This window comes from Ancylobacter defluvii (assembly GCF_018390605.1).
Lineage (GTDB): Bacteria > Pseudomonadota > Alphaproteobacteria > Rhizobiales > Xanthobacteraceae > Ancylobacter > Ancylobacter defluvii.
Window position 1 is genome coordinate 160,854 of record NZ_JAHBGD010000017.1, and the last position, 22,514, is coordinate 183,367.

23 protein-coding genes are annotated in these 22,514 nt (G+C 66.9%); 15 read left to right on the forward strand and 8 right to left on the reverse strand.

Going from position 1 to position 22,514, the window contains the following annotated elements; all coding sequences use genetic code 11:
* The first annotated feature begins 30 nt into the window (after window positions 1–30).
* Window positions 31–399 carry an FmdB family zinc ribbon protein gene (locus KHC24_RS12405; RefSeq protein ID WP_213363582.1) on the forward strand — a complete coding sequence of 123 codons (369 nt, stop codon included), beginning with the start codon at window positions 31–33 and terminating at the stop codon, window positions 397–399.
* 123 nt (window positions 400–522) lie between these two features.
* Here KHC24_RS12405 and ggt read toward each other — a convergent pair whose 3' ends face one another.
* Complete coding sequence (gene ggt, locus KHC24_RS12410) at window positions 523–2,304, reverse strand: gamma-glutamyltransferase (protein ID WP_213363583.1); 1,782 nt, start codon at window positions 2,302–2,304, stop codon at window positions 523–525.
* 414 nt (window positions 2,305–2,718) lie between these two features.
* On the opposite strand from ggt, the gene KHC24_RS12415 reads away from it, so the two are divergent.
* Together KHC24_RS12415 and KHC24_RS12420 are read left to right on the forward strand one after the other, a co-directional pair.
* Complete coding sequence (locus KHC24_RS12415) at window positions 2,719–3,192, forward strand: YaiI/YqxD family protein (RefSeq protein ID WP_246546851.1); 474 nt, start codon at window positions 2,719–2,721, stop codon at window positions 3,190–3,192.
* A 34-nt stretch (window positions 3,193–3,226) separates the two neighbouring features.
* On the forward strand, window positions 3,227–3,988 hold the full coding sequence (locus KHC24_RS12420; RefSeq protein ID WP_213363585.1) for a 3-keto-5-aminohexanoate cleavage protein: 762 nt from the start codon (window positions 3,227–3,229) through the stop codon (window positions 3,986–3,988).
* 58 nt (window positions 3,989–4,046) lie between these two features.
* On the opposite strand, the gene KHC24_RS12425 is transcribed toward KHC24_RS12420, so the two are convergent.
* A complete protein-coding gene (locus KHC24_RS12425; RefSeq protein ID WP_213363586.1) occupies window positions 4,047–4,487 on the reverse strand; it encodes a DUF1203 domain-containing protein in 441 nt (146 codons plus the stop codon).
* A 68-nt stretch (window positions 4,488–4,555) separates the two neighbouring features.
* A complete protein-coding gene (gene ppc / locus KHC24_RS12430) occupies window positions 4,556–7,351 on the reverse strand; it encodes a phosphoenolpyruvate carboxylase (protein ID WP_213363587.1) in 2,796 nt (931 codons plus the stop codon).
* A 292-nt stretch (window positions 7,352–7,643) separates the two neighbouring features.
* Between ppc and KHC24_RS12435 the strand changes: the two genes are divergently transcribed.
* Both KHC24_RS12435 and KHC24_RS12440 read left to right on the forward strand, forming a co-directional pair.
* Window positions 7,644–7,820: a hypothetical protein gene (locus KHC24_RS12435; protein ID WP_213363588.1), complete on the forward strand. Its 177-nt coding sequence runs from the start codon at window positions 7,644–7,646 to the stop codon at window positions 7,818–7,820.
* A 112-nt stretch (window positions 7,821–7,932) separates the two neighbouring features.
* Window positions 7,933–8,949: a Tim44 domain-containing protein gene (locus tag KHC24_RS12440; protein ID WP_213363589.1), complete on the forward strand. Its 1,017-nt coding sequence runs from the start codon at window positions 7,933–7,935 to the stop codon at window positions 8,947–8,949.
* A gap of 113 nt (window positions 8,950–9,062) precedes the next feature.
* Here KHC24_RS12440 and KHC24_RS12445 read toward each other — a convergent pair whose 3' ends face one another.
* The 4 genes from KHC24_RS12445 to KHC24_RS12460 form a co-directional block, all read right to left on the reverse strand.
* A complete protein-coding gene (locus KHC24_RS12445; RefSeq protein WP_213363590.1) occupies window positions 9,063–9,455 on the reverse strand; it encodes a DUF805 domain-containing protein in 393 nt (130 codons plus the stop codon).
* Window positions 9,456–9,533: 78 nt separating this feature from the next.
* Window positions 9,534–10,337 carry a hypothetical protein gene (locus tag KHC24_RS12450; protein WP_213363591.1) on the reverse strand — a complete coding sequence of 268 codons (804 nt, stop codon included), beginning with the start codon at window positions 10,335–10,337 and terminating at the stop codon, window positions 9,534–9,536.
* Between the two features lie 65 nt (window positions 10,338–10,402).
* The gene (gene uvrB / locus KHC24_RS12455; protein ID WP_213363592.1) at window positions 10,403–12,991 is read right to left on the reverse strand and encodes an excinuclease ABC subunit UvrB; all 2,589 of its coding nucleotides are present in this window, start codon (window positions 12,989–12,991) and stop codon (window positions 10,403–10,405) included.
* A gap of 55 nt (window positions 12,992–13,046) precedes the next feature.
* On the reverse strand, window positions 13,047–13,844 hold the full coding sequence (locus KHC24_RS12460) for a phosphodiesterase (RefSeq protein WP_213363593.1): 798 nt from the start codon (window positions 13,842–13,844) through the stop codon (window positions 13,047–13,049).
* Window positions 13,845–14,162: 318 nt separating this feature from the next.
* Between KHC24_RS12460 and KHC24_RS12465 the strand changes: the two genes are divergently transcribed.
* From KHC24_RS12465 to KHC24_RS12510, 10 genes are all read left to right on the forward strand, one after another.
* Window positions 14,163–14,864, forward strand: a complete 702-nt coding sequence (locus KHC24_RS12465) for a cysteine hydrolase family protein (protein ID WP_373878612.1) — start codon at window positions 14,163–14,165, stop codon at window positions 14,862–14,864.
* 86 nt (window positions 14,865–14,950) lie between these two features.
* The gene (locus tag KHC24_RS12470; RefSeq protein ID WP_213363595.1) at window positions 14,951–16,561 is read left to right on the forward strand and encodes a regulator; all 1,611 of its coding nucleotides are present in this window, start codon (window positions 14,951–14,953) and stop codon (window positions 16,559–16,561) included.
* A 203-nt stretch (window positions 16,562–16,764) separates the two neighbouring features.
* On the forward strand, window positions 16,765–17,271 hold the full coding sequence (locus tag KHC24_RS12475; protein WP_213363596.1) for a peptidoglycan-binding domain-containing protein: 507 nt from the start codon (window positions 16,765–16,767) through the stop codon (window positions 17,269–17,271).
* A gap of 56 nt (window positions 17,272–17,327) precedes the next feature.
* Entirely contained in the window at window positions 17,328–17,681 is a 354-nt protein-coding gene (locus tag KHC24_RS12480) for a cupin domain-containing protein (protein WP_213363597.1), read from the forward strand.
* Window positions 17,682–17,723: 42 nt separating this feature from the next.
* Complete coding sequence (locus KHC24_RS12485; RefSeq protein WP_213363598.1) at window positions 17,724–18,029, forward strand: hypothetical protein; 306 nt, start codon at window positions 17,724–17,726, stop codon at window positions 18,027–18,029.
* A 114-nt stretch (window positions 18,030–18,143) separates the two neighbouring features.
* Window positions 18,144–18,713 carry a hypothetical protein gene (locus tag KHC24_RS12490; protein ID WP_213363599.1) on the forward strand — a complete coding sequence of 190 codons (570 nt, stop codon included), beginning with the start codon at window positions 18,144–18,146 and terminating at the stop codon, window positions 18,711–18,713.
* 2 nt (window positions 18,714–18,715) lie between these two features.
* Window positions 18,716–19,420, forward strand: coding sequence for a ribonuclease T2 family protein (locus tag KHC24_RS12495; RefSeq protein WP_246546917.1), 705 nt, complete (start codon window positions 18,716–18,718; stop codon window positions 19,418–19,420).
* 14 nt (window positions 19,421–19,434) lie between these two features.
* Window positions 19,435–20,298 (forward strand): 23S rRNA (adenine(2030)-N(6))-methyltransferase RlmJ, encoded by an 864-nt coding sequence (locus tag KHC24_RS12500; RefSeq protein ID WP_213363601.1) that lies wholly within the window; start codon window positions 19,435–19,437, stop codon window positions 20,296–20,298.
* Between the two features lie 147 nt (window positions 20,299–20,445).
* Window positions 20,446–20,661 carry a cold-shock protein gene (locus tag KHC24_RS12505; RefSeq protein ID WP_213363602.1) on the forward strand — a complete coding sequence of 72 codons (216 nt, stop codon included), beginning with the start codon at window positions 20,446–20,448 and terminating at the stop codon, window positions 20,659–20,661.
* A 112-nt stretch (window positions 20,662–20,773) separates the two neighbouring features.
* Window positions 20,774–21,379 (forward strand): glutathione S-transferase family protein, encoded by a 606-nt coding sequence (locus KHC24_RS12510; RefSeq protein ID WP_213363603.1) that lies wholly within the window; start codon window positions 20,774–20,776, stop codon window positions 21,377–21,379.
* Between the two features lie 179 nt (window positions 21,380–21,558).
* On the opposite strand, the gene KHC24_RS12515 is transcribed toward KHC24_RS12510, so the two are convergent.
* Window positions 21,559–22,203, reverse strand: coding sequence for an outer membrane protein (locus KHC24_RS12515; RefSeq protein ID WP_213363604.1), 645 nt, complete (start codon window positions 22,201–22,203; stop codon window positions 21,559–21,561).
* Between the last annotated feature and the right edge of the window lie 311 nt (window positions 22,204–22,514).

Here is a 22,514-nt window from a genome sequence, read left to right on the forward strand (position 1 = left end):
CCATCGAGGAAACGCCCGAGGAGAAGGCTCATGCCCGTCTATGAATATCTCTGCGAGGAGTGCGGCGACTTCACCGCGCTGCGCCCGATGAGCGAGTATCTCGACCCGCAGCCCTGCCCGGATTGCGCCCGCTCCGCCCCGCGCGTGATGCTCACCGCCCCGCATTTCACCTCGATGTCGCGGACGAGCTTCAGCGCCCACGCGACCAACGAGCAGGCCCGCCACGCGCCGATGAGCGTCGATGGCTACCGGGAGAAGCAGGAGCGCGCCAGACATGCCGCCGGCTGCTCCTGCTGTTCCGGCGGCATGAAGAGCCGGACGAAGAAGAACCGCACAGCCACCTCGGCGAGCGGCGCCAAGAGCTTTCCCTCGGCGCGCCCGTGGATGATCAGCCACTGAGCGGCGCGGCGGCATTCCCTTCGTCAGGGCCGGGCCTGGCCCCCGCCATCCACGCCTTTCAAGTCCGGGCACCGTCTCGTCATCCCCGGGCCAGGCCCGGCGATGACGAGCCCAGGCGCCGCCTCATTCCCCGATCACCGACCCCTCGCGGCGCGGATCGGCGGCGCCGGTCAATCCATTCGGCCCGATCAGCACCGCCTGCACGCCCGAGGTCATCGGTGCCTTCTTCACCTTGAAGCCCAGCGCGGTGAGCTTAGGCTCCAGCGACTCGGCCGGGGTGCCCTCCTCGATCTCCACCGTGTCGAAGCGCGCCAGCACATTGGGAGCGGCGATGGCGGCGGGCAGGTCCATGCCCCAGTCGAGATGGGCGATCAGCGTCTTCGCGACATAGCCGATGATCTGGCTGCCGCCCGGCGAGCCCAGCGCCAGCAGCGGCTTGCCGTCCTTCATCACGATGGTCGGCGCCATGGAGGAGCGCGGGCGCTTTCCGGGCTCGACGCGGTTGGCGATCGGCACCCCGTCGCGCTGCGAGCGGAAGGAGAAGTCGGTCAGCTCGTTATTGAGCAGGAAGCCGCGCACCATCAGCCGCGAGCCGAAGCCGGCCTCGATGGTCGAGGTCATCGAGGCGACGTTGCCGGCCGCATCGACGATGGTGATCTGCGTCGTCGACGGCAGTTCGATCGCCTCGTCGTCGGCGCGCTTCGGCGCCAGCATGGCATGGTCCCAGGTCGGGTTGCCCGGCGCCACTTCCGGCAGCGCGTCGTCGCCCCGCAGCAGTTCGGCGCGGCGCTTGAGATAGTCCGGCGCCAGCAGCCCCTTGGTCGGCATCGGCACATAGTCCTGATCGGCCATGTAGCGGTCGCGGTCGGCAAAGGCGAGGCGCGAGGCATCGGCGATCAGCCGCCAGGCCTCCGGCGACTCCGGCCCCAGCGCCTTGAGGTCGTAGGATTGCAGCATGCCGAGGATTTGCCCGACGGTCAGGGCGCCGGAGCTCGGCGGCCCCATGCCGCAGACATCCACGTCGCGATAATCGGCACAGACCGGCGCCCGCTCCTTCACCCGATAGGCGCGCAAATCTTCCAGCGTCAGCACGCCGGGATTGCCCTTCGCCCCCCGCACCGTGCGCACGATGTCGCGGGCGATCGGGCCGCGATAGAAGGCGGCCGAGCCATAGCGGGCGAGCTGGCGCAGCGTATCGCCATAGGCCGGGTTCTTCAGCGTGGAGCCGACGGCGAGCGGCGCGCCCTTGTCGTCGAAGAAATAGGCGGCGGCGACCGGATTGGCCTTCAGCGTCTCGGCATCCTCGGCGATCAGCTTGGAGAGCCGCGGCGACACCGGGAAGCCCTCCTCGGAAAGCCGTACCGCCGGGCGGAGCAGATGCGCCCAGGCGATGTGGCCGTAGCGCCGGTGCACGAATTCCAGCAACCGCGGCGTTCCCGGCGTGCCGACCGAGCGGCCGCCCACCACGGCCGACATGAACTTCAGCGGCTCGCCCTTGGCGTCCTGGAACAGCGTCGGCGTCGCGGCGCGGGGCGCCGTCTCGCGGCCGTCGAAGGTGGTGAGGCGACCCGCCGCCGCATCCCAATAGACCAGCAGCGCGCCGCCGCCGAGGCCGGAGGATTGCGGCTCGACAAGGCCGAGTACCGCCTGCGCCGCCACCAGCGCGTCGATGGCGTTGCCGCCATTGCGCAGCGCCGCCGCGCCGGCCCGGGTGGCGAGCGGGTTGGCGGTGGCGACCATCCAGTGCGTGGAGGTCGCCGACTTCGCTGCGGCGGCAATGGCGCTCGGGGCTTCCGGCGCCTGCGTGTCCGAAGCCTGCTGGCCGAGGGCGGGCGTCGCCATCAGCGCCGCGGCCAAAATCCATCCAAGTGGCCTGTTCAGGGCATAGCCATAGGCACTGCGCATCGTCACCTCCCGTATCGAGAGGCCGTTCCGATCGATCGGAATGGCACTCGAATCCAGACATGGAGCCTTGTTCGGGCCGATCAGGCGCCGCTCCGCTCACCGAACATGTCACACCGCAACCCGATGTGAACAGTCGTGCCGTAAGGGAGGATGACGTCGGCGCGAATCACGTTAAGCTCACATCGTCGTCAACAATCGAAAGGAGGTGATCCAGTGTCTGATCGTCTTGATCCGCGGTCGTCGGTATCCGTGACCTGGACTCTTGCCTTTAGCGAGGTCCGTGCCGCGTGATGCGACACAAAGCACCGTCCTTCGGACGGTTACCGGGCCGGGCCGCGGTCTGACATGGGAAGGGCTGTCCTCACGGGCAGCCCTTCTTTCTTGAGCCTTCCTCATCAACTGCAAATTAATACCTTGGCGAAATCCATCATCATCTATATCGACGCCGACGCCTGCCCGGTGAAGGACGAGACTTATCGTGTCGCCGAGCGCCATCGGCTCAAGGTGTTCGTGGTGGCCAACAGCTTCGTCAACACGCCGCGCACCGACTGGATCGAGCGGGTGATCGTGCCGGCCGGTGCCGACGTCGCCGACGACTGGATCGTCGAGCGGGTGGAGCCCGGTGACATCGTCATCACCACCGACGTGCCGCTCGCCGCTCGGGTAGTGGCCAAGGGAGCGGAAGCCTTGGCGCCGAGCGGCAAGGCGTTCACCGCCTCCTCCATCGGCCTGCAGCTGGCCACCCGCAATCTGATGCAGGATCTGCGCGAAGCCGGCGCTATCACCGGCGGTCCCCGGCCGTTTTCGCCGCGCGACCGCTCGGAATTTCTGCAATCCTTGGAGAGAAGCGTCTCGCGCTTGAAACGAATGGGGTTCCACGCGGGTTGAAGCGGTGGAACCCACCAGCCGACAGGAAACGCCCATGCTCCAGGCCTGCCTTAACGGTTCGCGCGATAAGGCGTTTCACGCCGACACGCCGTTCACCCCCGCCGAGCTCGCCTTCCAGGCGGAAATGGTGATCGCCGCCGGCGCCGGCGAACTGCATGTGCACCCGCGCGACGCAAGCGGGGCCGAGACGCTCGACCCGGCCCACGTCGCCGCCACGCTGACCGCCATTCGCGCCCGCGTGCCCGGCGTGCCGGTCGGCCTGTCCACCCATGGCGGCATCGCCCCCGGCGGCAAGGGACGGCTCGACGCGGTGGCCGGGTGGACCGAGCGGCCGGACTATGTGTCGGTAAATCTCATCGAGGACGACGCGCCGGAAATGATCGCGCTGGCGCTCAAGCGCGGCATCGGCGTCGAGGCCGGCCTGTGGTCGGTCGCCGACGCCGAGCGCTTCGTGAAGCTCGCCGAGGCGCCGAAATGCCTGCGCATTCTCATCGAGATCAACGAGCAGGACGAGACGGAAGGGCTGGCGGCCGCTGCCGGCATCCGCACCGTGCTCGCTCGCGCCAGCCTCGACGTGCCGATCCTGCAGCACGGCCTCGACGCCACCGTCTGGCCGCTCTACCGCGACGCGCTGCTGCGCGGTCTCGACGGGCGCATCGGCCTGGAGGACGGCAAGCACCTGCCGAATGGCGACGAGGCCGAGGGCAATGCCGCGCTGATCAAGGCGGCGTTCCTGATGTCGCGGGTGCCGCCCAATCTCGCGCCCGAGGCGATTCCGGCGGTGGGCGGGGGATAAAGCGCATCGCCGTCGTCAGGCGCGGTCGATCCGACCGGAATAGCAACCCCGCTTGGCGTTATGAGCGTGGATCGTTATGAGCGTGGATGTAGCAGGTGGCGGGATTGGCGAGCAGGCGCTCGATGAGTCCCTCCATCTCGCTGCCCTCGACGGTGTCTGCATCGACCATCGTCGCGTCGGCGTCGAACGCCCGCAACGACAACAACCGGCGGCGCATGACATCCGATACCTGGTCGATGGCGTCATAGCGCCGGCTGGCGCTCTCGCGGACGAACATCGCGTGGCTGGCCCGATAGGGCGTGTCCGCCGGCGGGCTGGTGTGGTTGAGCAGCAGCACGGTCTCTCCCACCGCCGCCTCGCGCATCTCGATGCGGTCGGGAAAGCCCGGCGCCTCGTCGACCACGACGCGCCGGATTCCCAGGCTCGCGAGTTCGGCGTCCGGCAGGCCGAAGTAGCGTTGAAACGGCACCGGCGACAGCCCGGTGATGCGGAACGACATGTTGGACTCTTCTCAAGGTCCAACATGTCCCGCCGGCCGGGAGGCCACCACCCGTTATCGCCGCGCCTTCACCCCGAGTTGCGCAAGCCCGCCGAGATGCCGTTGATCGTCAGCTGGATGCCCTGCAGCACCTTCTCGTCGGTGTCGCTGGCGCGGTACTTCCGCAGCAGCTCGACCTGCACATGGTTGAGCGGGTCGATATAGGGGAAGCGGGCGCGGATCGAACGGTCGAGCAGCGGGTTGGAGCCGAGCAGCTTCTCCTGTTCGGAGATCGACAGCAGCGCCTCGATCGCCGCCTGATGTTCGGCACGGATCCGCCCGAAGATGCTCTCGCGCAGTTCGACATCCTCCACCAGTTGCGCATAGCGCGAGGCGATGGCGATCGAGCTCTTCGACAGCACCATGTCCATGTTGGACAATTGGGTGCGGAAGAACGGCCATTCGCGATACATCTCCTGCAACAGCGGCAAGCCGTCCGGGTTCTTGGCCAGCCATTGCCGGATGGCGGTGCCGAAGCCATACCAGCCCGGCAGCATCAACCGACACTGCGCCCAGGAGAACACCCAGGGAATCGCGCGCAGGTCCTCGATGCGCCGCGTCTTCTTGCGCGAGGCCGGACGCGAGCCGATGTTCAGCGTCGCAATCTCGTTGATGACGGTGGATTCCCAGAAATAGTCCTCGAAGCGCGGGGTCTCGTAGACGAGGCCGCGATAGGCCTTGAAGGCGGCATCGGACAATGCCTCCATCACGGTGAGGTATTCCTCGCGCGGCGCCTTGGCATCGCCGGAGAGCAGCGTCGCCTCCAATGTCGCCGCCGCGAGGGTTTCGAGGTTGCCGCGCCCCACCTGCGGGTTCGAGTATTTCGACGAGATGATCTCGCCCTGCTCGGTGATGCGGATCAGCCCCTGCACCGCCCCGCCCGGCTGCGCGAGGATGGCGTCGTAGCTCGGCCCGCCGCCGCGGCCGACCGAGCCGCCGCGGCCGTGGAACAGCCGCAGCCGCACGCCATGGCGCTTGAACACCTCGATCAGCTCGATCTCCGCCTTGTAGAGCTCCCAGCCGGAGGTGACGAAGCCGCCATCCTTGTTGCTGTCGGAATAGCCGAGCATCACCTCCTGCATGCCGCCGCGGCTGTCGACCAGCATGCGGTATTCCGGCAGGCGGAACATCTGCTCCATCACCTTGGCGGAGTTGCGCAGATCCTCGATGGTCTCGAACAGCGGCACGATGTTCACCGCCGCCGCGCCGGCCGGATCGACGAGGCCGACCTCCTTCAGCAGCAGCGCCAGCTCCAGCATGTCGGAGACGCCTTCGGCCTTGGAGATGATGCAGGTCTGGATCGCCTCGGGGCCGTAGATCGTGTGAATGCGGGCGCAGGTGCGCAGCATGTCCATTTCGCCGACGGTCTCGTCGGAATAGCTCGCGAAGGGCGAGGTGAGCGGGCGCGCGGTGGTCAGCTCACGCAGCAGCAGCGCGACGCGGGTGCCCTCCGGCAGGCTCTTATAGCCGGTGCCGGGCGCCGCCACCTCGAACAGCTCGGCGATGCAGCGCTCATGCACGTCCGAATTCTGCCGGGAATCGAGGATGGCGAGGTGGAAGCCGAAGCAATCGACCGCGCGGCGCAGCTCACGCAGCTTGCCACGGGCGATGGCGCCGGACTTGTGGGTCTTGAGCGAGCCGTCGATCACGTCGAGATCGGCGCGCAGCTCGGCCGCCGAGGCGTAGGGGCGCACCTTCGGCTTCTCGGTAACGCCGACGAGGTCCGCGACCTCCAGTCGGAAGGCGGTGGCCTTGAGCCGCCCGATGATGGCGGTGACGGCGAGGCGATAAGGCTCGTTGCGCCGGTGCGGCGAGAGATCCGGCGAGGAATCCACCAGCGCCAGCAATTCCTCCGACACCGCGACGCGGATGGTGCTGATCGACAGTTCGGCGCCGAGCTCGTCCAGCTCCTGCAGATAGAAGCGCACCGCCTGCGCGCCCTGCATGCGCATGGTTTCGCGGGTGACGGCGGCGGTGACGAAGGGGTTGCCGTCGCGATCGCCGCCGATCCAGCTGCCCATGCGCAGGAAGGAGCCGACCTCCGGCGCCACCGGCCCGGCCTCCTCGATGGCGGCGAGCCGGTCCTCCAGCGACGCATAAAGCCGCGGCAATTGCCGCAGGAACGTGTAGTCATAATAGGCGAGGCCGTTGGCCACCTCGTCGAGCACCGTCAGCTTGGTCTTGCGCAGCAGGTTGGTCTGCCACAGCGTCAGCACCCGCCGGCGCAGCTCGTCGTCGATCAGCGCGAACTCTTCCGGCGTCGGCTCGATGGTACGTTCGCGCTCGGCGAGCAGCTCGGCGATACGCATTTCATGCGTCATGGTGCTGCGCCGGCGCACCTCGGTCGGGTGCGCGGTCAGCACCGGGCTCGCCAGCGCGGTGTCGAAGAACTTGCGCAGCCCCTCCGTCGACACCCCCTCCTCCATCGCCCGCTCGATGGCATTCGCCAATGTGCCCGGGCGCGGCCCTTGGCCGGCAGCGGCCAGCGCGCGGCCGCGACGGATCACATGCTGGTCCTCGGCAATGTTGGCGAGGTGGGAGAAATAGCTGAAGGCGCGGACGATGGAGATGGTCTCGTCGGGGTCGAGGCCGAGCAGGATCTCCTCCAGCTCGTGGCGCGCGCCCTCGTCGTCCTCGCGATGGAAGCGGGTCGAGACCCGGCGAATGGTTTCCACCAGATCGAAGGTCGGCTCGCCTTCCTGGTCGCGCAGTGTATCGCCAAGCACGCGACCCAGCATACGGATGTCGTCGCGCAGCGAGTGATCGATCCCGGCATCGACTTCGGGTTCGGCATCCGGCTGGGCGAGTGTGAGGGCAAAAGACATGGCTTATTCGCTCCCGTGATCGACGCAACTTAGCAATTAGCATGCCGGGGTGTGGCCATTTGGCCGCAGCATCTCCAAATCCACACGCGGGAGGCCGCTGCCGTCGAGTTACCCGCTATTCGCCTAGAACCCGCCGCGATTCTGAACGAAATAGCCGTGACCATGAACGGACCAGTCAGTCCTCATTCAGGATTGTGGGTCCATAAAGGTGTCGTGCCTACCGTTAGACGTGCCTACCGTTAGAGACGTCGCATCGCGTAACCGCGTATCGCGTACAAAAGAGGATTGAGTTATGTCCGCCGTCAGGAATCGCGCCGAGGAACGAGTTCCCGCCGCGCTCCGTCAGCCCGCCGCCGCCCTCAAGACGGTCCCCCGCGCTGTCGAGACCTCCACCGAGAAGCAGGCTTCCAACGTAGCGCCCGCACCGGTCGGCTCCATCGCCGCCATCGAGACGCAGCTCGGCTTCTGAGCGTCGCCCTCCCGCAGGCTTGATCGGCCGGGGAGGTGACAAATGGCGATGGCTTCCCCATATGCTGACGCAGCGTCACATCGTGACCCCCGTGTCAGTTCCGAGAGAGGCCATGCGCATCACGTCCCTGTTCCGCCTGCCTACCCTGGCTACCGCCGCGCGTGCCGGCGCGGCGGCCCTGATCGTGGCCGGCAGCCTGATTGCCGTCGTTCCCGATGCCGACGCCCGCGTGGGCGGCGGCAAGAGCATGGGAAGCCGCGGCGCGCGCACCTGGTCCGCCCCCGCCCCCACACCCACCGCCCCTTCCGCCCAGACCATGCAGCGCTCGGCCACCCAGCCGGGTGCCACCAATCCCGGCATGGCCGCACCGGCGCGCCAGGGCGGCTTCTTCAACCGTCCCGGCTTCATGGGCGGGCTGATGGGCGGCCTGCTCGGCGCCGGCCTGTTCGGCCTGCTGATGGGCGGCGGCTTCTTCTCCGGCCTCGGCAGCCTCGCCGGCATTCTCGGCCTGCTGCTGCAGGTCGGGCTGATCTTCATCGTCGTCCGGCTGGCGATGCGCTGGTTCGCCTCGCGCAACCGTCCGGCCACCGCCACCGCACAAGGCCCGCAGCCCGGCGCGCCGCTGGCCCGCGATATGTTCGGCGGCGGCAGCTCGGCTCCCGCCTCGAACGCCGCCGCTGCCGGTCGCTCCGGCTTCGCCAGCCGCCCGCGCGGCCGGCCGCTGCAGCTTCAGGGTGCCGATTTCGACACCTTCGAGCGCAAGCTCAGCGATGTGCAGGACGCCTATAGCCGCGACGACCGCGCCACCCTGTCGCAGCTGATGACGCCGGAAATGCTCGGCTATGTCTCCGAGGAACTCGACGGCTATGCGCAGGACGGCCTGCAGAATCGCCTCGACGAGGTGAAGCTGCTGCAAGGCGACCTCTCCGAGGCCTGGAGCGAGGATGGCCGCGACTTCGCCACCGTCGCCATGCGCTACCAGCTCAAGGACACGGTGATCGAGCGCGCCAGCGGCCGCTTGGTGCAGGGCGACCCGGACCGCCTCGAATCGGTGGTGGAATTCTGGACCTTCACCCGCCCCGCCGGCGGCGGCGAGTGGACGGTAAGCGCCATCCAGCAGGGCGGCTAAGCCCTCCCTGACCCGCAGGTGCCCGGCCAGCCGGGTGCCCGCGCCTGAATCAACAGCCTCCATGACGGGCAGTCCGTCATGGAGGCTTTTTTCTTGCCTGGGTCCGTGCCGCCTCAGTACCGGGCCAGCGGGTCCGGCCCGAAGCGGTTCGGCCCCTCGGTTCCCTTGAACATGAACCAGAAGAAGATCACCAGCGCGCCGATGCCGGTCAGGCCGATCAGCAGCCACCAGCCCGTGCGATCCATATCGTGGAAGCGACGCGCACCCACCGCGATCGACGGAAGGATCAGCAGGACGCCGACAAGGGTGGTTAGCGGCGTGAACATGTGCACGTCGCCCGTCGCGATGAACGAAAACGCGCCGAACAGCGCGAGATCGACCAGACCGAGCACCCAGTTGAGCAGGATGGTGAACAGGGCCCACCACCAATATTCCGAGCGCGGCGCGCGCCCCTGAAAGGTCGCGTATTTTCCCAGAACGCTCGAAATCGCCTGCGTGAAGCCCATGCTGTCCTCCTCCCGTCTCACGAGACCGCACCCCTCGGCACTGTCGGAACGCTACGGCAAGGCCGGCAACGCGAGCGGCTACGGATAGACGCCGTCGCTTTCCCTGTAGCCGCCGCCGACAACCCAAATGAAGCCCTGTATATCAATGCCGTCCCGCTGATCGAGCTCGCCGATCTTCCGACGTGTGACATCGACGAGATCAAGCAGAGCCTCATAAGTGGGAAAGTCCGGCGGCGATGCATAGAGTTCGGCGAAGATGTGCCCCACGCGGGCCGCATATTCCCGAGTCACCTCGGGTTTCAGGAACATATGCCGCTCCGGCTGCCAGAAGAACGGGAGATAGGTGAGGATCGGCCAGGTCGCGGCTTTATGGGGCTTGGCGCATGTGGCGAGTTCGGCGAGATGCTTGCGCGACGGCTCGAGTGCAAAGCGTGCCGAGAATTGAATGAACCGGTCCGCATCCGCGCTGCGTAATAGGTTCTGCACCCAAATCTGCTCGAACTTTCCCGGCAAGTTCGTCCGTCGGAAGACGGCGAGCACCGCTTCGGCAAGACCGGTTCCGTCCACCGCTGCGACAAGCGGCACGTTACGGGACAGCTCGTCCAGAGCCACGATCTTGTCGCCTCGCTCCTGCGAGGCGAAACCCTGCGAGGCGAAGCCGTTCGGGAAGAACCGCCGGAAGTGATTGATCGCCCCCGAATAGCCGAAATAGCGCGGATCGGCGACGCCGACATTGCGGCGCAGATTCGACCAGACTTCGTCTGCATCCTCCCCGTCCGCCAGCCGATGGCCATCGACTAGACCAACATAGACATTGCCATCGAGTACGAGCCGCAATTCTTTCTTGCCGGCCTTCTCGGTGCGGAGGGTTCTCGGCGGCATGGTGGAAGTATCCAACGGATGGAAAACGTAACGGCCGATATAACGAATCGCCACAACATAGCCAACTACCGCTTCGGCGCGCGCCGTCCACCCTTGCGATGGCCCTTGGTCATCGGGTCCGGCCGCTCCGGGCGGGTCCATTCGGTAGCACGCAGCGGCTCGGTGCGATCGGTGCCGGGACCCATGTCGTCGAGCGACGGCCTGACGATGCGCGAGCCGCCATGCGCTCCATCATCAGCCGCGTAGCCGGCCTGCGCCTCGTCGGCCCGCGCCTGATGGCCGGAGGAGACATGGCCGGGCGAGGACCGCGCGCCACCACGTCCGCCCTTGCCCTTCTTCTCCGGCAGATTGGCCGAGCGGCCATATTTGCGCTCGCCGCGATAGCCGCCGGTCTTGTCGTCGATGGTCTCCTGCCGCGCCAGCGGGTCGTCGGAAATCGCCAGTTCTGTGGCCTGCAACCGCTTGATCTCGTCGCGCAGCCGCGCCGCCTTCTCGAAATCGAGATCCGCCGCCGCCGCCCGCATCCGCTTCTCGAGGTCGGCGATGACCGCCGCGAGATTGTTGCCATAGGCCGCCGGCGCCTCGGCGAGCCCGGTATCGACGGTCACATGGTCGCGCTCATAGACGCTGTTGAGGATGTCGCCGATCGCCTTCTTCACGCTCTCCGGCGTGATGCCGTGCTCGACGTTCCACGCCACCTGCTTGGCGCGGCGACGTTCGGTCTCCGCCATCGCCCGCTCCATCGAGCCGGTGATGTTGTCGGCATAGAGCACCACTCGCCCGTCGACATTGCGCGCCGCGCGGCCGATGGTCTGGATCAGCGAGGTCTCCGAGCGCAGGAAACCTTCCTTGTCGGCATCGAGAATGGCCACCAGCCCGCATTCCGGGATGTCGAGGCCCTCGCGCAGCAGGTTGATGCCGATCAGCACGTCGAAGGCGCCGAGCCGCAGGTCCCGCAGGATCTCGATGCGCTCGATAGTGTCGATGTCCGAATGCATGTAGCGCACGCGGATGCCGTTCTCGTGGAGATATTCCGTCAGGTCCTCCGCCATGCGCTTGGTGAGCACCGTCACCAGCGTGCGGTAGCCCTGCGCCGCAACCTGCCGCACTTCGCCGAGCAGATCGTCGACCTGCGTGCGCGCCGGGCGCACTTCCACCGGCGGGTCGACGAGGCCGGTCGGGCGGATCACCTGCTCGACGAACACGCCGCCGGAATGCTCCATCTCCCACGGGCCGGGGGTGGCGGAGACATGCACCGTCTGCGGCCGCATCGCCTCCCATTCCTCGAAGCGCAGCGGCCGGTTGTCCATGCAGCTCGGCAGGCGGAAGCCATATTCCGCCAGCGTCGCCTTGCGGCGAAAGTCGCCGCGATACATGGCGCCGATCTGCGGAATGGTCACATGGCTCTCGTCGCAGAAGATCAGCGCATTGTCGGGCACATATTCGAACAGGGTCGGCGGCGGCTCGCCGGGGCGGCGGCCGGTGAGCCAGCGCGAATAGTTCTCGATGCCGGCGCAGGAGCCGGTGGCCTCCATCATTTCGAGGTCGAAGGTACAGCGCTGATCCAGCCGCTGCGCCTCGAGATAACGGCCCATGGCGTTGAGTTCGTCGAGCCGCATCTTCAGCTCGGCCTTGATGCCCTGAATGGCCTGGATGAGGGTCGGGCGCGGCGTCACATAATGCGAGTTCGCATAGACCTTCACGAATTTCAGGTCCTGCGACTTGTTGCCGGTGAGCGGGTCGAACTCTTGAATCGACTCCACCTCGTCGCCGAACAGCGACACCCGCCAGGCCCGGTCCTCGTAATGCGCCGGGAATATCTCGATGACGTCGCCGCGCACCCGGAAGGTGCCGCGGGCGAAGTCACCCTGGATGCGTTTGTACTGCAGCGCCACCAGGTCGGCGAGGATGCCGCGCTGGTCGATGCGATCGCCGACGGCGATCTTGAAGGTCATCGAGGCATAGGTCTCGACCGAGCCGATACCGTAGATGCAGGACACCGAGGCGACGATGATGACGTCGTCGCGCTCCAGCAGCGAGCGGGTGGCCGAGTGGCGCATGCGGTCGATCTGCTCGTTGATCGACGATTCCTTCTCGATGAAGGTATCGGTGCGCGGCACATAGGCTTCCGGCTGGTAGTAGTCGTAATAGGAGACGAAATACTCCACGGCGTTGTCGGGGAAGAAGCTCTTGAACTCGCCATAGAGCTGCGCCGCCAGCGTCTTGTTCGGCGCCAGAATCAGCGCCGGGCGCTGCACGCGCTCGATGACATTGGCCATGGTGAAGGTCTTGCCGGAGCCGGTGACGCCGAGCAGCACCTGATCGCGCTCGCCCTGATCCGCCGCCGCCACCAGTTCGTCGATCGCCTGCGGCTGGTCGCCGGCCGGCGTGTAGTCGGACTTGATGACGAACCGGACGCCGCCTTCCGATTTTTCCGGCCGCGCCGGCCGGTGCGGCATCCACACCTGCCCGTCGACCTCGGGGCGGCCGCCCTCGATCAGCGCCGACAGCGCGGCGACGGTGGCGGAAGCGCCCGAGGTCGGCGCCACGCCGAGCTTCTCGGCGAGAACGGGATCGAGCGTGGCGGGTTGCGCGGGTTCGAAGGCGCGCTGGGAGCGCTCGGAGAATCCGCCGGGACGTGCAGCTTTGGCCATGGGCGGGAATATGGGGCCTCACCCCCGCCGTGGAAAGGGCTTCGGACGCCGCCGTTCAGAAGAACGGATAGGGACCGGGAAACCGGCCGATCGGCACGTAATGCGTCACCAGCCCGGAAGGCTGCGTCCAGTGATGCAGCACCATCGCCGGTGGCTCGAGGAAGGAGGCCGGCTCGGCATCCGGGCGCAAGCGCAGCGCGATGGCGGTGGTGGTGCTCGGAGCGGTGATCAGCATCGTGCCGCCGAAGCGAGTCTGCATGAAGCGGTGGACATGCCCGCATAGCACCCGTTCGACCTGCCTGTTTCGCGCGAGCACCGCCGCGAGGCGATCGCCGCCCCGGCAATTATAGTCGTCGATATAGGGGATGCCGCTGAGGATGGGCGGCTGGTGCATCATCACCAGCGTCGGCCGGTCCGGCTCGGCCGCGAGCACGGAGTCCAGCCAGGAACTGGCCTCATCATACACCGCACCGTAATGCTCGCCGGGCACGGTGACGTCCAGCCCGACGATGCGCACCGGCCCGAGATCGCCCACCGCGAAATGCAGCGGCCCGGCCTTGGCGAGATAGGTGTGCCCGGCGAAGCAGGCGCGGAACCCGTCCCGCTCATCATGATTGCCGGGAATTACCAGCAGCGGCAGGCCGATGCCGGCCAGCATCTCCGCCGCCACCGCATATTCTTCCGCCATGCCTTCGTCGACCACATCACCGGTCAGCAGCACCACATCCGGCCGCGGATCGAGCCCGGCGAGGTGGTCGAGGGCCAGCGCGAACATGGCGTTTGAATCGACAAGGCCTTGATAGAGATAGCCTTTCGGCCGCAGATGCGGGTCCGAGAGATGGGCGATGAGCATGAGGCGTTCCCGAGATGCGCCGCCAGTCGATCATTGCACCCGGCCGGAAGCAACGGGAAACGCGAGCGCCACGTCGATCACGATCCCGCCCGCCGCACCGTGCATACCACGCCGCCAAATTGAACACATTATGTGCAAAATTGAACTCGACTACGTGAAGCGCTAAAAACAATTATCGTTTTATGTCAATATTATACATTCCTATGCGCTTCAATTTTATGCATGGCACGCTTGATGCATACATTTCCGCATACAACTGACGAAGCCGGCTGAAGCATCCGCCGGCCCGTCTCCATCCTGGATGTCGATCCCGCGGAGATGCCCATGCCCGTCCTCGCCGCCGAGCCTGCGCCGCTACCTTTCGATCCGGCCCGCACCGCCCTGGTCATCATCGACATGCAGCGCGACTTCCTCGAACCCGGCGGCTTCGGCGAAACGCTGGGCAACGACGTCTCGCTGCTGCAAGCCGCTGTAGAACCTTGCAAAAACGCGCTAGCCGCCGCGCGGGAGGCCGGCATGCTGATCGTCCATACCCGTGAGGGCCACCGCCCCGACATGGCCGATGCTCCGCCTGCCAAGGTAGAGCGCGGCGAGCCGACCACCCGCATCGGCTGCGCCGGCCCGATGGGGCGCATCCTCATCCGCGGCGAGGCCGGCCACGACATCATCGCCGAGCTTTACCCGATCGAGGGCGAGCCGGTGCTCGACAAGCCGGGCAAGGGCGCATTCTACCAGACCGACCTCGAACTGATGCTGAAGAACCGCGGCATCGACACGCTGCTGGTCTGCGGCGTCACCACCGAGGTCTGCGTCCACACCACGATCCGTGAAGGCAATGACCGCGGCTATCGCTGCGTCGCGCTATCCGATTGCTGCGCCTCCTATTTCCCGGAATTCCACCGCGTCGGCCTCGACATGATCAAGGCGCAGGGCGGCATTTTCGGCTGGGTGTCGGACAGCACCGCCTTCATTGCCGCCCTCGGTGCGGCCTCCGCCGGAAGCGCCGCCGCGGCCGCCTGAGTGCCGTGCCTGCCGCCGGCCCGGCCGGCTGATCCCATTGCCTGCGCATGCGCCTCTCCGCCACGCCCCATCAAGGAGCCCCGAGCATGTCCGAGACTTCGATGTCTCCGCTTTCGCCCATGCGCACCGGCATGCGGCCCGTCCTATGGACCAAGGGCGACTGGAACGCCCTGTTCGGTTTCGGCACCAACATTCTCGTCAACATGCTGGTGCTGACCGGCTTGCTGCAATTCGTGCTGAAGATGCCGTCCGAGATCGTCTTCGGCCGCATCCTGCCGGCGGTCGGGCTGATGATGTTCCTGTCGACCGCCTACTATGCCTATCTCGGCTACCAGCTGGCCAAGAAGACCGGCCGCGACGACGTCTGCGCCCTGCCCTCGGGCATCTCGGTGCCGCACATGTTCGTCGTCGTGTTCGTCATCATGCTGCCGATCGGCGCCGCCTCCGGCGACCCGATCCAGGGCTGGGAAGCCGGCCTCGTCTGGGTGTTCTTCCAGAGCTTCATCCTGATGATCGGCGGCTTCGTGGCGCCTTACATCCGCAAGATCACCCCGCGTGCGGCCTTGCTCGGCACGCTCGCCGGCGTGTCGGTGGCGTTCATCTCCATGCGCCCGGCCTTCGAGATCTTCATGACACCGGTGATCGGCCTCACCTGCTTCGCCATCATCATGGTGAGTTGGTTCGGCGGGGTGAAGTATCCCAAGGGCATTCCCGCCGGCCTCGTCGCCATCGCGGTCGGCATGATCATCGCCTGGGGCTCCAACCTGTTCGGCCTCGGCTATGGCGGCATGAGCCTCGAGAAGCTCGGCGATTCATTCACCAATTTCGGCTTCTCGATCCCGCTGCCGGCCTTCGACCACGTCTTCCACGGCTTCAATTATCTCGGCATCATCCTGATCACCGCCATCCCCTTCGGCATCTACGACCTCGTCGAGGCGATGGACAATGTGGAGAGCGCCGAGGCGGCCGGCGACCACTACCCCACCACCCGCGTGCTCACCGCCGACGGCGTGGTCAGCCTGATCGGCTGCCTGATGGGCAACCCCTTCATCAACGCCGTCTATATCGGCCATCCCGGCTGGAAATCGATGGGCGGGCGCATCGGCTATTCCGCCGCCACCGGGCTGATGGTGATCATCCTGTCCTGGTTCGGCATCATCGCGGTGCTGCTGGCGCTGGTGCCGGTCGTCGCGATCTCGCCGATCCTGCTCTATATCGGCATGCTGATCGGCGCGCAGGCCTTCCAGACCACGCCGTCGCGCCACGCGCCGGCGGTGATCCTGGCGCTGACCCCGCACCTTGCCGCCTGGGCGAAGCTGCTCATCGACAATTCGCTCGGCATGGCCGGCACCTCGGCCGCCGCCATCGGCATGGAAAAGCTCGGCGCGGTCGGCGTGCTCTATCACGGGCTGGAGGTCATGGGCGGCGGCGCCATCCTGGTCGGCCTGGTGCTGGGCGCCATCGGCGTCTTCGTCATCGACCGCAAGTTCACCCAGGCGGCCGCCTTCGCCCTTGCCGGGGCGGTGCTCACCTTCTTCGGCTTCATGCATGGCGAGATGGTGGGCATCGCCGTCACGCCGGGCGTGTCGCTGGCCTATGTGATGGTGGCGGGCTTCCTGCTCGCCTGCGCCAAATATGCCGCGGTGGAAGCCCTGCCGCCGGCGTCGATCGAGGCCGAGCCGGCACCGGCCGAATAAATCGGCTCCCGCCTCGCACCGTCGGCGGGGGGCGGACAGCCGCCGGTCCTGGAAGCGGGGAAGCGTCGGGCATGCGATTTCGGTCGCATGCCCGACGTTTTTGTATTGGCCGTCATGAATCGCGCCCTAATCTCCAATCCGGGATGCGCGCAGACACCGATGCATCGGCGTCGCGCACGCCTCGTGCAAAGGAGGACATAGCCGTGTCGATCTTGAAAAAAGGCCTTGCCGGCACTCCCGTCAAAATCCTGCAGGAAAAGCTCGGCCTACCCGGCGACGGCCAATTCGGCCCGAAGACCGAAGAGGCGCTGAAGGCCTATCAGACCAAGAACGGGCTGGCGGCCGACGGCATTGCCGGCCCCGATACCTTCGCGGCGCTCGGCCTTTACGAGCTCATTCTGCTGAAGGTCGGCTCGTCCGGCGAGACCGTGAAGAAGCTGCAGACCGCGCTCAGCCTCACCGCCGACGGCAAATTCGGCGGCGGCACGCAAAAGGCCGTCAAGGAGTATCAGGCCAAGAACGGCCTCGATGCCGACGGCTTCGCCGGGCCGGCGACGCTGGCGAGGCTCGGCCTGTTCGCCCAGATCACCCCCGAGGTCGTGGCGAAGTCGCAGATCGCGCCGCAGGACGCCGCGCCGGTCGAGGCTTCCGCCGCCGGCGAAGCGCCGGCCAAAAGCATCTGGGCGACAATCAAGGGCTTCTTCAGCTAGGATCGGGAGCCGCGCGGCCGATGGCGCCGCGCGGCTCCTCCCATCACGGATTCCCGATGTCCTTCCTTCTGCCCTTCGACCTCGCCGCCCTCGGCGTACCGGAAGAGACCGCGCCGCAGCCCGAGCGCCTGGTCGCCGGCAACCCGCTCCACCGCACCTGGAACCTCGAGACCCTGCCCGACGGCGCGCTGTTCGCCGGCGTGTGGGAATCGACGCCCGGCGCCTGGCGCGTCGATTACGAGGAATGGGAATTCTGCTCCCTGCTGGCCGGGGTCTCGATCCTGCACGAGGACGGCAAGGAGCCGGTCCGCCTCGCCGCCGGCGACAGCTTCGTGCTGCGTCCCGGCTTCAAAGGCGTATGGGAAGTCGTGGAGACAACGCGTAAGCTCTATGTGATCCGCCTCATCTGAGCGGTGGCGGCGCGCCGCGCGCCGAAAAGGGAGGGTGCCCACATGTTGCATGCCCGCATCCCTCGTGCCTCGAAGCTCACCGCCCACGCCGTCCGGCACAGCGCCGCGACGCTCGCCCTGCTGCTGGCCGCCGGCGGCAGCGCGGTAGCCGACTGCAAATGCCGCGCCGGCGGGCGCGATTACCAGCACGGCGCGCGCGTTTGCCTGTCCGGCTCCACCGGCCCGCGCACCGCCGTGTGCGGTATGGACCAGAACGTCGCGAGCTGGATCTTCCTCGACGAGCCCTGTGCCGTCTCCGCCCGCCCGGCGGCCCTGCGCGTCGCCGCACACCTGCCGCCGCTTCGCTGAACGCTCGGGTCGCGGTAGTTGCGACGTGGATTTTGCCCGATGTGTTGCATGCCCGTCCTTGACCGGTGTCGGGACGGGATGCATCGTCGCGCCAACGCATTGGAGAGAGTTGACATGGTCAAGGATCGGAGCCGGAAGGCGGGCGTCGCGGTGCGGCGCGCAATGGGGCTGCTGGCGGGAGCCGCCCTGCTCGCTGCCTCTGCCGGCGCCGGCCAGGCGGCGAGCTTCCTTGAGAAGAATTTCTGGCTCTCGGGACCGAACTACAGCGGCCAGGTGCCCGCCTGCGACACCCCGGCGGCGCTGTCGCGCATCCAGAAGCATTTCGCCGAGACCGAGAGCACCTATTGGTCCTCCTCGGCGACCATCGACAGCTTCAACGATATCCGCGAGATCGCCTTCCGGCCCTGGGGCCCGGAATATCAGCCGCGCCGCTACTGCTCGGCCGACGTCATCGTCTCCGGTACTCCCGCTCCGGCCGGCCATGTGTATTCCGGCGGCCATTATGTCGGCGGCAAGGTCGGCGCGGTCAAAGCCGTCTCGGCGACCGGCAGCCGCCACAAGGTCTATTACTCGATCATCGAGGATGGCGGCTTCATCGGTTTCTCATGGGGCGTCGAGTGGTGCGTGCAGGGCTTCGACCGCTCCTGGACCTACGCGCCGAACTGCCGCATGGCGCTGCCGTGAGGCTGGGTGACGCGGCGCGGCTTGCCCGCGCCGCCCTCATTGCCTCCTCCCTCGCCTGCGCGGCGCTCGGCGCCTTTGTTCTTTCACTGACCGGTGGCGTGACGCCGGCAGCGGCGCAGCAGCCCGGCACGCCCGGCCGGTTCGACCATTACGTGCTCGCCCTCTCCTGGTCGCCGACCTATTGCGAGAGCGCCGGCGATCGGGCCGACCCCGCCCAGTGCAAAATCGGCCGCCCCTTCGCCTTCGTGGTTCACGGTCTCTGGCCGCAAAATATCTCCGGCTGGCCGGAAGACTGCCAGAAGCCGGCCCCCTTCGTGCCGGAGCCGGTGGTCCGCTCCATGCTCGACCTGATGCCGAGCCGCCGGCTGGTGATCCATGAATGGCGCAAGCACGGCACCTGCTCCGGCCTCGGCGCCACCGCCTATTTCGACACGGTGCGCAAGGCCCGCGCGGCGATCGTCATCCCGACGGAATACCGCCAGCTCGACACTTACAAGATGGTCTCGCCCGGCGATGTCGAGGCGGCCTTCCTTGCGGTCAATCCCGGGCTCGATGCCGGCATGATCGCCATCACCTGCGATTCCCGCCGGCTGCACGAGGTGCGCATCTGCCTCGACAAGTCGCTCGGCTTCACCTCCTGTGCCGAGGTCGACAAGCGCGCCTGCCGAGCGTCGCGCGTCGTCATGCCGCCGATGCGCGGCGGCTGATCCGGACGCTTTCGATGAATTACCGCCACGCCTTCCATGCCGGCAATTTCGCCGATGTCGTCAAGCATGTCGTGCTGACGCGCATCCTCGCCTATCTCGGCCAGAAGGATGCCGCCTTCCGCGTGCTCGACACCCATGCCGGCGCCGGGCTCTACGATCTTTCCGGCAGTGAGGCCCAGCGCACCGGCGAGTGGGAGAGTGGCGTCGGCGCGGTGCTGCGTGCGGATTTCAAGCCGGAGATCGCGGCGCTTCTGGCCCCCTGGCGGCAGGTCATCGCCGGGTTCAATCCCGGCCTCGATGCCGATCCGTCCGCCTTGCGCCATTATCCCGGCTCGCCGCTCTTCGCCCTCGCCCTCGCCCGCCCGCAGGACCGGCTGCTGTTCTGCGAGACCGAGCCCGGTGTGCGAGCGGCGCTCGACGACGTCGTGCAGGACCTCCGCGCGAAAGTGCTGCCGACCGACGGCTGGCAGGCGCTCGCCGCCTATCTGCCGCCCAAGGAGCGCCGCGGGCTGGTGCTGGTCGATCCACCGTTCGAGGAAGCCGGGGAGTTCCATCGCCTCGCCGCCACACTCGCCGAGGCGTACAAGCGCTGGGCAACCGGCATCTATGCGCTGTGGTATCCGATCAAGGACGTGCGGGCGGTCGATGCCTTCCAGCGCGAGATTGCCCGCGCCGCCATCCCGAAGACGCTGCGCATCGAGTTCGATACCCGCGCCGTGCGCCAGGCCGGCGTGCTGTCCGGCTGCGGTCTGATCGTGGTCAATCCGCCCTTCACCCTCGCGGACGAGATCCGCACCGTGCTCGCCGCCCTGGCGCCGGTGATGGCGAGCGACGGCGTCGGCCGCTCGCGCGTCGGCTGGCTGATTCCCGAGCGCTGACCGGCCGCGTCCGGCCATCGCAGTCACGCTCCATATGCCGGTTTTTGCCTCCGGCCTCACATCGCGGCATCGGTCTTGCTTCAGCCTCTCCGTTCGTAAGACCCGGCGGCAGGCCAGCAATGCCGGCGGAGGCAAGGAGCAGGCGCGATGGCAATGATGGGAACCGTCAAATTCTTCAACACGGAAAAGGGTTACGGCTTCATCCGCCCGGATGACGGTGGGCGCGATGTTTTCGTGCACGTCTCGGCGGTCACCCGTTCGGGTCTGGGAGCGCTCGCCGAAGGCCAACGCATCAGCTTCGAGGTCGAGCCGGACAAGCGCGGCAAGGGGCCCAAGGCCATCGACCTGCAAGCCGCCGACTGATAGGTCTGCGCTGAAGCGGCGGCATGGCGCCGTCGCCGGATGCCGCGACGCTCCTCTGCGCCGAATGGGCGGGCGGGCGTTGTCGCATGCGCCCGAAGGCCTGAAGCCCGCGATGATCCTCCGCTCGTCCAAACCCTCCCCATTCGGCCGCAAGGTCAAGATCGGCGCCATCCTGTGCGGGATCCATCTCGACATCGAATGGGCTGATACCACCGATCCCACCGATACCGTGCGCCGACAGAACCCGCTCGGCAAGATTCCGGTGCTGCTGCCGGAGGGCGGCGATGCGCCGATCTTCGATTCGCCGGTGATCCTGGAGTATCTGGACGGTGTGGCCGGCGGCGGCGTCATTCTTCCCGCCCCGGGGCCGGCGCGCATCCATGCACTGGTCGGACAGGCTTTGGCGGACGGCCTGATGGATGCCGCGCTGCTGCAGGTCTATGAAGTGCGCTTCCGCAGCGAGGAACAGCGCACCCCGGCCTGGATCGACAATCAGGCCGGCAAGGTGGCCCGCGCACTGAAGGTGCTGGAAGCGGCCCCGCCGGCCAGGGCGGCGACCTCCTCCGGCATTGACGTGGCGGAGATCGCCACCGCCTGCGCGCTCGGCTATCTCGACCTGCGCTTCGAGGGCGCCTGGAGGGCCGACCATCCGGCGCTGGTCGACTGGCTCGACGCGTTCGCCGCACGCGTGCCCGCTTTCGAGGCAACGCGCGCCTGAAGCACGCAAGTGGCGCTCGGCGGCAGCCCTGGCAAGTGGCTACCGGCTTAGTGGCTACCGGCTAGTGGCTCCCGGCCAGTGACTTAGGCTCCTGCGGGAAAACCCAATGAAAAAGGCCCCGGAGCTGCCTCCGGGGCCTTGAGACACGCGTGGCCGGCGCCCGCAGGCACCGATCGCGATCAGAACTTGTAGTTCAGACCGACGCGGGCGATGTTCAGGTTGGTACCCGCATTCGCGCCGAGATTGTCGTAGTAATCGTCGCCGAGGTCGACATAGAGATATTCGGCCTTGACGGTCCAGTTCGGCAGGAAGGCGTATTCCACGCCGGCGCCCACGGTCCAGCCGGTCTGGGTCGAGCTCTCGCTCCAGTTCAGCACCTGGTCCGTGATCTTGGTCTTGCCATAGGCGAAACCGCCGGTGACATAGGGCAGCACGGTGTCGAAGGCGTAACCGACACGGGCACGCACGGTGCCGAAATAGTCGAGCTTCGACTCATAGCCGTAGGCGGTGTCCTTGATGCCCGAGCCCTGCAGGTCGGCCTCGACGCCGATCACGACGTTGTTGCCGAGCTGGTAGTTGAAGCCGACCTGACCACCGCCGAGCCAACCCGCCGGATCAATACCGAGATCGTCGGCATAGCCATTGCTGCTGCCCCAGGCATAGCCGGCATTGGCACCGAGATAGAAGCCGGTCCAGGAGAACACCGGGACGGGCTCAACAACCGGAGCCTTCGTCGGGTAGGGCTGCGCGATGTCGGCAGCAAAGGCCGGAGCCGCGACCAGGAGGGCGGCGAGGGCAACGCCCGAGGCGAGGATCTTCTTCATAACGTACTCTCCGAGCAAAACTGCTGAACACAATGCAGTTGAGGGTGAGATAGAAGGGCAGCTTGTCATGTCGAGGGCCGGAATGCGGCGAAAACCGAAATGGCCCGCCACAAGCTTGCAGTATCGGGGCGAGGAAACCCCTCTCTAACCAGCCTGGATGCTGAATTTCGGGAGGTAACGGCCCGCCCGTTTCCCAGGCAGGGCCAGCTACATTTCCGCCACGATTGCGCAGCGATTGATCTAGGACGTAGCAAAAATGCAACAAATCAGGTCACATGGCAGCGCCAACGCAAAAGGCGGCCCCGATCGGG